The sequence below is a fragment of the Flagellimonas sp. genome (assembly GCF_965233845.1).
In the GTDB taxonomy this organism is placed as follows: Bacteria; Bacteroidota; Bacteroidia; order Flavobacteriales; family Flavobacteriaceae; genus Flagellimonas.
This window is the reverse complement of the sequence record NZ_OZ247584.1, coordinates 1,441,554-1,453,586: the sequence shown is the minus strand read 5'-3', so window position 1 is coordinate 1,453,586 and position 12,033 is coordinate 1,441,554. Positions and strand designations below refer to the sequence as shown.

General features: G+C 38.7%; 8 protein-coding genes. 1 reads left to right on the top strand and 7 read right to left on the bottom strand.

The genetic code is table 11. The annotated features are described in order from the left end of the window. Positions 1–89: 89 nt before the first annotated feature. On the bottom strand, positions 90–569 hold the full coding sequence (locus ACO6S0_RS06355) for a CAP domain-containing protein (protein ID WP_422351161.1): 480 nt from the start codon (positions 567–569) through the stop codon (positions 90–92). A gap of 203 nt (positions 570–772) precedes the next feature. Here ACO6S0_RS06355 and ACO6S0_RS06350 point away from each other — a divergent pair, with 203 nt between their 5' ends. Next, on the top strand, positions 773–1,666 hold the full coding sequence (locus ACO6S0_RS06350; protein WP_422351160.1) for a gliding motility-associated C-terminal domain-containing protein: 894 nt from the start codon (positions 773–775) through the stop codon (positions 1,664–1,666). A 515-nt stretch (positions 1,667–2,181) separates the two neighbouring features. Here ACO6S0_RS06350 and ACO6S0_RS06345 read toward each other — a convergent pair. The 6 genes from ACO6S0_RS06345 to ACO6S0_RS06320 form a co-directional block, all read right to left on the bottom strand. Further along, a complete protein-coding gene (locus ACO6S0_RS06345; protein WP_422351159.1) occupies positions 2,182–3,333 on the bottom strand; it encodes an SGNH/GDSL hydrolase family protein in 1,152 nt (383 codons plus the stop codon). Between the two features lie 99 nt (positions 3,334–3,432). Next, entirely contained in the window at positions 3,433–4,119 is a 687-nt protein-coding gene (locus ACO6S0_RS06340; protein ID WP_422351158.1) for a hypothetical protein, read from the bottom strand. A gap of 49 nt (positions 4,120–4,168) precedes the next feature. After that, on the bottom strand, positions 4,169–5,458 hold the full coding sequence (locus tag ACO6S0_RS06335) for an aryl-sulfate sulfotransferase (protein WP_422351157.1): 1,290 nt from the start codon (positions 5,456–5,458) through the stop codon (positions 4,169–4,171). Positions 5,459–5,468: 10 nt separating this feature from the next. Beyond that, positions 5,469–8,678, bottom strand: a complete 3,210-nt coding sequence (locus ACO6S0_RS06330; RefSeq protein WP_422351156.1) for a hypothetical protein — start codon at positions 8,676–8,678, stop codon at positions 5,469–5,471. 39 nt (positions 8,679–8,717) lie between these two features. Further along, positions 8,718–10,097, bottom strand: a complete 1,380-nt coding sequence (locus ACO6S0_RS06325; RefSeq protein ID WP_422351155.1) for a Gfo/Idh/MocA family protein — start codon at positions 10,095–10,097, stop codon at positions 8,718–8,720. 328 nt (positions 10,098–10,425) lie between these two features. Then, complete coding sequence (locus tag ACO6S0_RS06320; RefSeq protein ID WP_422351154.1) at positions 10,426–11,997, bottom strand: RagB/SusD family nutrient uptake outer membrane protein; 1,572 nt, start codon at positions 11,995–11,997, stop codon at positions 10,426–10,428. Positions 11,998–12,033: the final 36 nt, after the last annotated feature.

Sequence of the window (12,033 nt, the reverse complement as noted above, 5' to 3'; positions counted from 1 at the left end):
AAAATTGGTGCTCATCGTTAAATTTAATGGGATTTTTTTTTATAAAAAAGTGAACTAAAAGCTTACGATTTGTCCAAAATGTTGAAAATTCATCGTAAAAAAAGTTGCGTAAAGTAGATTACCCCATTTTTATCTGCCTTTGCACTGACAGCTGTAGCTTCATAATCCCCTTCCATATTTGTTTTATGGGTCTCACTGTTAATCCATGCCTGTACAATTCCCTCTGCTGATTTAAAATTGCTGCCCACATTTTCTGACACATCATTGGCATTTGTTTCCACAGCTAAATTTGAGGAACGGATATCAAAGTCCTTGTGGCTGATTGTTCCGTCATTGATCATTGATTTGGTATGGGTAGTTGCGTAGGTGTATGCGATGGAGTTAAATTTTAGGGTATTGAGACCCAGAGAACTTCTATGCTCGTTTACCAAATTAAATACTTCCAGTTCCAATTCACTTGTGTTTGCTTGAATGCCCAGATATCCTTCTTCCTCAACGGTTGTACTGCAAGATGTTACCAAAAGGCCAAAGCATAAAGATAACAGGGCCATATTTCCCGTATTTCCCAAAACTATTTTTTAAAAATCGGATGCAAAACTACTTGGTTTTGAGCGATTTGGAATATAGGTTTGACGCAATTATATGAAGTGGTACTTATACCCGATGAACTACAAATTTTGGCTACCCTTTTCCATTGAATTTTAACGGGCTATGATTTATGACGTATATATTGAACACATTAACCTTACCATTCGCATAGAGAAAGCCTCTGTTGGAAGTTTCCATTTCTATTGAAAACAATCAAAATTTCATCCTTGGAAACATTAATACTCCAAGAGTGGATACCTTCACGGCACTTACTTTCCGATCCGTTGCATTTTACGCCGGAACTGAGGACATCAGAAAAGTGGATGGATACGTAACTCTTCACGGTCAACAGGACTTTGCCTTTCCTGTGGGTGATTCGGAACAACTACGTGCTTTGGTTTTGCATTCTGATTGGGCAAATACCGAGGCAAAATGTGCCTATTTTTTTAGAGACCCGAACAATCCGCTGTTTTTCGCAACTAATTTCAATACCAATTCCAAGGCATCTGAAATACAAAATATCACAACTGTTGAATTTTGGCATTTACAAGGGGCCATTCCATCTAGTGTTCAGATTTCCTGGAATGCAAGGAGCTCTATGAACCGCATCACCAACAATCCAGAAAATATCATTCTTGTGGGCTGGAACAAATCAACCCAACAATGGGATAGTTTGGGAGGTACTGCCGTTGGCGATTTAACACAGGGATTTGTAAATTCAAATCGCTTTGTCCCAGATGACTATGAAATATTGACTTTCGGTGCTATCGATAAGCCGGAATTTATTGCGGATTTGCCCAATTATTTGCTAACACCCAATGATGATGGCATTAATGATTTTTTGGAAATTTCCGAACTGGGACAATCCCGTAATAACCTTGTTCGTATTTATGACCGCTACGGAGTGCTTGTTTTTAAACGAGCCAATTACGTTGATGAATTTAATGGTTACGCAACGGAAGGAGATTTGGTAATCAATAGGGACAAAGGTTTACCTTCGGGGGTTTATTTTTATTTGGTATCAATGCACGATCTTGGCAAAGAATATCAAGGATATCTCTACTTGGCCAAAAATTGATCAAGAAGACTCATTCTACTATTTAAATACTGCATAAAGCCACCTTTGTAAAATTTACAGGCACTTTAACTAGCGATGTTAAAGCGAGCGAAACCATGTTTCGCGCTGTAAACGTCCTAAAGCATACCAAGTCAAACCAATTCAAATAAAGGTCCAAAAACATCAAAGTCTTGAAAATCAATAACATATGCAAGGCTTTGGTTTTATTTGAATTTTCTAAGTGATTGCGGAAGGATTGGCTATGCCCTTCCTTCACCGCTCCTAGGTGAAAATAAAAAAGTCCCATTTACAAATTCAAGCAAGCTTGGTTTGTCATGGAACTTCTTTCATTTATTCGTGATCGCGGAAGGATTCGAACCTTCGACCGTCTGCTTAGAAGGCAGAAATATACCAAACACAACTACCTGTTTTTTAAATACTTATAATCATAAAAGTTAACAATAGTCGGAAATAAGTCGGAAATGTATTTGATATTTCTACTGTTCCATTCAATCACTGGACGTGAAATTTGAATCCTAATTTTCGCTGTATTTAGACAATACCTTCTTTATTAACTTCTCGTAAGCTGTTGCGTATTGAACCATTCCATGGTCATTGGGATGCCCATAATCCGCGTAGGAATCAATAGTGAACTTTAGTTTCTTTTTCTTTATGAGATATAGATTTACATACCCTTCACGCTTTAAAGTTTGATAAGCGAGATACAGTTCTTCATTAAGTCTTGCGGAATGGACTCTATTCTTAATGCTTGTCTCCTCATTAGCAAAACCTGGATGTGCAGTTAAAATAATAGGCACATCTTTTCTTATGGATCTTATTTTTTTTACTGATTTTGTAATCAATCCAAGTACATTGTCTTTATCCGGTGTTAAATTTGGAAGACAGTCAAGAACATATAGTTTAGCATCAATTTCGGTCAACAATTCTATAAGCTCAGGCTCCAATTTCCCATTTCCAGAAAATCCAAGGTTGATAAGGGGTCTTTCTAAACGTCTTTCAAGCATATTTGCCCACGTCATTCCTGGACGTGAAGCATTAGCCCCCTGGCAAATAGAAGTTCCGTAGGTAACAATTGGTTTTTTAGAACTCAACGGGAGTGGTCGAAAAAAGTACTTTTGGTTGACACCAATTTTTAGTAAATCAATTTCGTTGAACGTGGGTAATAACAGCTGATATTCTTGCCCGCGTTCATTTTCTTTAATTGAACGGGAATCGATTTCAAAACTAAATGTGGAAATAGAATCTATAATATAATCACCCCAACATCTCGCCCATTCACCATTAGGAGTTTTAGTATATAAATCTAGTCCGCTTACTCCACTACTAGGAATTAAGTCATAATTGAGTTCACCATTCAAGTGATATCTGATTTTAATTGTATCTGCATTGGTCCTGAACTTAATTGACAGTCCTGCAGAATGTTTAGATAAACTCCAAACCTCTTTTCTGACTTTGGACTTAGCCCTACTGGGTAATCGATGATAAATTGATTCTACCTCCCCTGGCCATCCTTGCCCTGAGACAACCCGGTAATTACTGTCTATCGGATTCCACCACTTTATGTTTGATTCTCCTTGAGCAATTATGACTTGTGATCCCGCTATTAACACGAATTTCATTAATGACTTAATTGTATTTGGCAATTTTAGAAATTCCTGTTTGTCCATTAGGATGCCTTTAATTTAGTACTCAACCCGCTAAATTTTTTAAATGAGGATTGCATGGTATTTATTGTATCGGGGTAAAGCTTCATGGCGAATAGATTATTAACGGAAAAAGTGTGGAGAATCGTTAAAAGAATCACCCCATATCTTAATATTGTCAAATTTCCCAACATCATCAAAAGAACCGAATCCTACATACCCAAAACTGAAGTGATCATCTTTTGCTTCCATAATCGGATTCTCCATGTCATCAAAGTATACTTTTATGCTTCCTGTTTTCACTAGGTGCTCAATTCGGACTTGATGCCAGTCATCTCCCCAGATAATGCCTGAGTTAGTTTTTGAGGCAATTGCTTTTTGAGGCTCATCATTGACAAGAAAAATGTTGTGTGAATTTGGATCTGCTTCGGATGCAATATGCAAATAGTAATAATTGCTTGGGTCTTTAATTGCAAAAAATATACATAAGTCACGATGCGGATATTCCCTTCCGGTCTGTTTAATCCTTGCTTCAAGTATAAAATTCGAAACTTTGACTTTCTTCAGAATAGCTATGTTATATGGGGAACTGACTGGTAATTTGTAATTGCTGAGTCCTATTAGGTCCAATGACTTATTACCAAGACTGTCATTTATTTTCCAAACACCTGGATCTGTGAATTCAAAATCAAGAGCCCCCTGCTCCGCTTCAAAATCATTTTCATATAACAGGGGGTATTCTTGAGCTTTTGCAGGAATAATAACGATTACAAATAATAGTAATATGCATAATGTGTCAAGGTTGAACATGCTTTGTATTTACTTTCTAATGATACTTAAAATGGTATCTGTTACCCTATTATAGTCCGAGTTGGGTTAGAGCTGGGTCATCCAACTTATAATTGTACGCTCTCCAATATCTCTGTTCGCCTCCTCCGTTGTATTTCCAAACAACTTCCTTATCTTGGGTGACTTCCCAAAAGCCAAAATCCCCTTCGCAAATCAGGGTGTTTCCGTTTTCAAGTCTAACCGCGCCAGAAATGATTGCCGCATACAAATCGGGGTGGCTAAAGCTCCAAACTACTTCTGGTTCATTGCTCTGATCCAATTTTAGCTCGTATGTTTCTGGCAATCTTAATTCGTAAACTGTGGACTGTTGTTCCGAACCATTCACAAAAACAAGCATATTACCTTGGCCTGGCACATTATTTTCCAAAAGATTTGGAAAATGTACTTTGTGGAAAAGTTGGGTACCATAATCATGATTATAGGCTTCTGGATTCCCAAACCTATAAATCAAATCTCCTCCTTTTCCATAATTTCCACCTGTATGGGTACCCGCCTCCGTTGAAGTTGTACTATGATCGATTACCCAAACCTCTCCGTAGAAATTTACACTTACAAATATCAAATCATTGTCCTCATCATAGTCAATGCCATTGGCATGCATAATATCACCTCCATATTCATCCACCAAGATGTTGTAGTTATGATCGATTAATTGTGGATTTTCGTTGATTATTCCAAAATTAGGGAGATTGGAATCTACATCCTGAACCAAATGATCCAAGCTATGCCATTCCCAAACTATTTCATTGCTTACTGGGTTTACTTCAATCAATGCTTCTGTAAAAGTGTCAAAATGAGCATTGATACCCAATGCCTGAGCCTCTGATACCGATGTTCGTTCCCAAACTAGGAACAATACGTTTCCATTAGGAAGCATTTCAGCATCGTGGTGGGCCAAAAAATCTTCAGAGCTATAGTTATATTCCCACTCCTCTTCGGCGTTAGTGTCCATTATTTTAATAATCCCACCGTACCCTCCAAATGAAAATTGAGGGTCCTCTACTTTGAACATACCGAGAAGCTTACCATTAGGTAATAATTCCAAATCATTTCCAAGATTGGCATTAAATTCCCATTCATAGGCCCTTTGTCCTTGTTTAGTTAGTAAATAGGCCGCTTTACCAGCATTTTCAATAGCTAGCACGAGACTATTGTTTTCCAATTTACTTTCCTCATAAATTTCAATTTCGTCCGCCAATACCACAGGTTCTTCATTAGCCCCACCTAAATCATCAGTACTACATGATAACATATGTATTGCAATTACAAGCTGCACAACCATTAATTGTAACTGTTTCATTTTAAATTTTTTACATGTCATTAATCGTTATGGTATGTATACCTGGACCCATAATTTTGTGGGTTTCAACTCCCTTATTAATGTGGTAAATATCAAGTGTATCCATCGAAGCGGTTTGGACAGTAATTTGATATCCAGAGTTGTTCTTTGAAATATCCAAAACATCGGTGGTCATGGTTGAGGGCTTAACAGCCACATCCCCAGAGACTGTTATTGCTTCCAAAACATCGCGTCTCACCTCGATGTCAAACGAAGAATCTCCTATCCGTAATCGAGCTGCATGGGAAGTGTCTATACTCCACCAATCAATATTCAACAAATAGATTGTTCTTGTTTTATTATCATCCCAATCCCAAGCGGCAAATTCTATGTTATCAGCACCCTCAATCCATCCGTTCTCTATCTGGTCAAGTATGGAATCATCCAAGAGCTTTTTTAGATCAGCTTGGTACTCCTCTTTAATTAACGGCTCGGATGGATATAACTTTTGAGGGTAAAAAATAACTTTTCCTTTCCCAACCTTTCGTTCATATTTTTCATTTCTGTCTTTATAATCTTCTCCCAACAAAGCTTTCAACACATCATCTTTAGCTGGATAAGTTACAGACTGATTTCGTCTTAATTCGGTGTTGGCATGTACCGCGGACATAAGTAATGTTCCTCCATCTACAACAAAAGACAGCAATTTCTCAAAATCATCTTGCTGGTATGTATTCCATCCCAAAAAAGCAATAAATTGATAATCATCAATAACATTCTGAGGTGCCTCAATGGGGAATAGGTCGACCAATCCATATGGCGTGGAAGTATAAAAACCTTTTGGCAATCTAGGTTCATGTGCTCGGAGCGTGATTTCTCCTAGTTCGTTTTCTGGATAAAAGGTTTTGATTAGTTCAAAACTTTCTTCCGGCGCACCATATTTCCATTGCTCTCCGCGTTGGCCCCAGGTGTTGGACTTGACTCTGAAATCAAAACTCTTCCACCCATCGTTACGCCCTTGGATTATTCCAACGGGGGCCACTGGTTTGCCCCTACGCTCATGTGTTTCTATGAAGTGCAATAGGTCTCTTTGTCTTTTTATGTGAGCTCTGCCAGCTTTTGTAAACCTATCAATCCCCTCTTCCATATTCCAAACCCCTTCCTCTGTATTTATGTTTGTTGCCCCATGTATGTACGATATGGCCAGCGAGAGAAAAAACCTTGTGGCATGATCTGTATCATTAAAAGGCTGTGTACCCCATTGTGTTGCTAAATGAGTTCCAAAACTATTTTTGCCATATGCTTTACTGGCTCCGCGCATTGATGACATAATTAGTTCTTCAGGACCATACATTTGTTCTGCACCTACCCATTCGTATCCAGCTTGGAAAAAGTAACGGAACATCGTGGACGGACCTGTATGCCTTGTACTTTCTCCTCTTGATTTGCTTAAATTATTGACAAATTGCTGAGCGCCCTTAGCCATGTTATCCGCACCATATGGATCATAGAAAATGAATATTCCGTTATCATTCTTAATTGGCCTGGTTTTGGCAAAAATCCCGCCATAAGGTCTGAACTTTGCAGCTAAATCAGAATATAGGCCTTCCCAAACAAATTGATCCCAATAATAAAAACTGCCATCATCTTCATGAGACTGCCTTCCAAGAAAAAATGGGCTATCCATTACCTCTGTAGATGGATTTATGTCCCTGCCTGGCAAAGTTCTACCTTCTGTCATCAGAGCATAAGGCATTTGCAAATCTTGTAATATGTTTACTGCCCAGTTATAGAATTCGGGATCCCAACCTATCGCCCCACTCCATTGATGTGAAGGCCTCCAACAATACATATTCCCAATGCCTTCACGCATATGCCATTTGAGATATTTTGACCACTGTTCCTTGGTTCTAGTAATATAAATATCATCCCCAGTTGAAATGTAGATACTATCGGGTTCCTTGTTAATAATCTGCCCTACAGTTTCAAATACTACATTGGACCCATCTGAAATCGCGATTTTTTGTTTAATGGAAGGATTTTTAGCAGCGAAAGTTATTGTATGCAATCCCATCTCTTCGAAATGCTTTTCCGTGGTCAAAGGTTCTATTTCCTCGTCCCCAGAAACTTTCAATTTAATTCCAGGTTTGTTGATTTCCAATAAGATACCAAACTTGTTATCCTTATTGACAAATTCCGGTACGTACACTATTTCAAAATCCCTCGAACTGTTTTCATGAAACTCAATAGCTTTTAACAAAAATGGATATTTGGCTGGAAATCTGTCAAGAAGCTTCATTGAGAGCTTATGCTGCCCAGACTCCAAATCCGGTAAATTCAGATCAAACTCCCCAATTTCGGAAGCCCTATCGAATATTTTACCGGTAAAAAACGGATTCCCGTCGATTGAAAATTCAAATTCGGGCCATTCTTTTGACGATAAATTTTCACCAATCCAATTCTGGTGGTTCTTAATAAAAGGCTGAAAAGGATAAAACGGAAGTTTCGCATGTGGACTGGTAAACCAAGGTGTGCCAACTTTACAATTTCCTTGCATATTCTTGCTGCTTATTTGCACCAGAATACAAGCTATGTCCCCTGGGATAATTAGATCCTTAGTAATAACTTCCCAGTCAGAAGTACCAGCTGGTACTTCCATTTCCCAAATTTGATCTGCATCATCAAAAATATCGTCAAGGGCCCGACCTTGCTTTTTCTCAAAAAGATGAAGCTTTAGCTTAAAAAACCCTTCCTTTTCAAAACCATTGATATCTCTTTTTAGAGGAAGGTTTACTTGAACTTTATCGCCATTGAAGCTTTTTAATTGTTCATGAGATATTCTATAAAAAGCGTTTTTTTCATAGTTCTCATTTTCGCCTACGTAAACTAATGCGAAATCATCTTTCCCATATGTGTCATCTGAAACTAGGTAATCATCAATATGATAACAATGTTCACGGAACACATTTTCACTTCTTTTCCCGAATTTCTCCGGTAAAATTGTTGAGCCAGTTACCCGCAAACTTCTTTTCATTGGATGATTAGAAGTGGGAATGGTGAAATCTGTCGTAAACAATATACCTGGGTCTAGTTTATACCCTTCGGATTCAAAAATCACAGTCCTGTTTTCCAAATATTTACTCTGTGATTTTAATTCAGGTTTGCACGAATTAAATATCAATATTGCTCCTAACGACAAAGCTGCCTGAGCTAAAAGGGAAATATTTTTATTCTTTTTCAAAGTTGCTTGGTTTGTTATCTGGAGCAAAATCCAGATTGATTAACTAAATTTAATTTTCCTGTCCATCACCCTACTTTCCTCGGCTTTGAAACACATTACATGGCTTTCAACGGAAACATCAATATTGGATGTCAATAATGAGACATCTTGTTTGGAAACAGCATTCAACCAGTCCCTTACTAACAACAAATCTCCTCCGCCATGTGCATCATATATCCCTCCTCGATCCCTGTTCACATTCTTATTAAGCACTTCGCCAGTTTGGAAATCAGTATAGGTATATGACTCCATGTCTCCGACAATATCTCCCATGGAACCCATAATTCTGGTCCTTCGGCCATGATAGGAGGTAAATGCTTCCATGGAAAAATTAGCAGTTATTCCACTTTTAAATCTCATGGATGTCACATAATGGTCTGGTTGGTCATTATCCATTCTGTAAACACATCGACCATAGTCAGTTGTCCTTAATTTTTTATGGATAATGTCGCGATGCAATGATTTATCTTTTGGGAGGTCGAATACGTACGTGTGCTGTCCCTCATCCAAATAAATTCGTTTTGCTGAATAGGGACATGTTTTTTCAATGGCACACCCTTCAACACACCGTTTGGTGCTACCTTGAGGAGCGTTTTCCTTCCTAAACCATTTCAAATCTCCATATGCAGCTATGCTCTCACAAGGTTCATTTATTAGCCATCGCAGTATATCCATATCATGACAAGACTTAGCCATAATTATTGGCGTACTTGTTTTTGAATTGTGCCAATTTCCCCTCACGTATGAATGGGACATATGGACCCTTTCTATTGGTTCAAAATGGTCAATACTAACTAATTCCCCTACTGCCCCTTGAGATATCATTTTTTTGAGCTCTATGAAGTATGGCGCATAACGCAGGACATGACATACGGCAACAATTCTTCCCATCTTATTTGCCATTCTTTGTATGTCCAAGCATTCTTTCTCAGTTGGGGCTATTGGCTTTTCCAATAACACGTCATAGCCCATTTCGAGAGCTGCCATGCAGGGTCCATAATGTAATTGGTCTGGAGTAGCAATAATTACAGCATCCGCAAATTTCGGACGTTTAAAAACATCCTCCCATGTGTCAAATCTGTTTACATCTGGAATATCATGTTTCTTAGCATATCTACTGTTTCTATCATCAATTGGTTCAGCGACCCCAACAATTTTCATTTGGTCGGGATAATGCAACCTATAGTCACTATATGTATTCCCTCGATTGCCAGCACCTATCATTATCACCGAAACGGGCTTCGCCAGATTCAGATTTGGAATTGGAGAACTTTCTCCCAGTTCAACATCCTTCTTAAAGGTATTTGAACCCAGTGTATTAGGAAATACGGCCGCGCCGGCGGCAAACCCTAGATTTTTTATTAACTCTCTTCTTTTCATTAGGTTTTAAGATTTCAAGCACTTAAGTTGATTCTTACACTAGTGTTGGTTTATTCGCAATTGGTTACCTAAATCTTTGCGGTTGTAGTCATATGAGTAAAATTATCGACACAAAACACTAAATATCACATGATTATGTTTAATGACAACGACAATCCATCAACAGGAAATCTGATGATTCCATTTGGAAATAACTGTAGTTGAAAGGGGCCGGAAAACAATCCCTTAAACTCCGACCCCTAAAGAAACTAACTAACTCAAACTAAATGCTCCTACTTTAATTTTTACTGTTAAAAGATCCTTTTCATCAAAGAAAACGCTGCCCGATCTAGTCCCAACCTGGGTTTTGGGTGGTAACCCCCGGCTCAGTCAAATCTATCTGGATCTGTGGAATCGGCCATAAGTAATCCTTGCTTGGATCAAATACTCTTCCTGAACTCACGGTGGTGTTCTCAAGAGATACCGGGTCGATTCCCTGAAGATCTTGCGGAACAACATCCTCCGCAATTTCCCATCGTCTTATACTGTAAAAGCGATCTCCTTCCAAGGCAAGTTCAACCCGTCTTTCATTTCGGATTCTTTCGCGCATTTCAGATTGCGATAGCCCTGCAGGTAAATCAGGCATTCCCGCTCTCGCCCTTATGGAGTTTACCGCTTCATAAACAGTCGCGATTGGACCTGAAACTTCATTAGTGGCCTCGGCGAAGTTTAACAATACTTCTGCATAGCGAATGAGTATCCAATTTTGGCTTAGGCCGTATCCTCTTGGTATGGCAGGGTCATAGAATTTTTTGCTATAATATCCGGTTGTACTTCCACTAACATCAAAAACTTCACCCTCGATTATAGCACCAGGGTGGATGATTGCCTGCGCTAATCTTGGATCTCTTCCTGCGAATGGATCATTTTCATCAAATCCACTTGCGGCATCGGATATTGGCAAACCAGTTGCCTGCATTTCAAAGGCATCCACCAATGATTGACTTGGAGTTGTCCCACCTCCAAACCCTCCTAAGGCCGAAGGAAGAGTATAGTTTGCTAGCCAACCAGTACTGCCGTTTGTTTCTAGAACATGGGCGTCCCAAATTACTTCTTGGTTGCCCTCATTTGCCAGTAAAAAGATTTCTCCTAAATTTTCTAAACCATAATTTCCAGATGATATAACTTCTTGTGAAGCTGCTGCTGCTCCGGTATAATCTCCTTCGCTTAGGAGTACCCTACTAAGTAAGGATTCGGCGGCACCCTTTGTAATACGACCAATGTCGGATCCAGAGTACTGAGATGGGAGCTCATCAGATAAAACATCTAGCTCACTGATTATAAAATCCAAAACGATGGATTTAGGCGATCGGCCAATTGTTTTTATTTCCACAGACGTGGGAGTTTCCGTAAAAAAGGGAACATCACCATACAAAAAGACCAATTCTTGAAAAGCATAAGCCCTTAAAAACCTTACCTCATTTCGATATCGGGTCAATAAGTTTTCATCAATTTCAATGGTGGCATTTTCAGTACTTAGTAAGAAATCATTAGCTCTACGAATCATTGTATAGCAATAATTCCACATGTCCACTATTGGCTTGGTTGTTGGTGAATGAGAACCAATTGCTACGGGTTCGAAGTCAAAATTTGGGCCTACAAAACCTCCCCTCCATATATCATCACTCCATAAGTTTCTGCCTATCACTTGATACCTTTGATAATCGTTTGCGCTTGTCAGAAGTTCATAAACTCCAGCAACTGCAAGTTGTACGTCAGCTTCTGTTCTATAAAAGGTATCAGCGTTAACAGTATCATCTTTGACTACATCCAAAAAGTCCTTGCTGCACGAGGTCAACAAAATGGCAATTACTATTACTGTTAGGGGGTTATATCTAATATTGAATATGTATTTTTTCATTGTTCAATTATTTTGAGGTTTAATTCAAAACTTAGC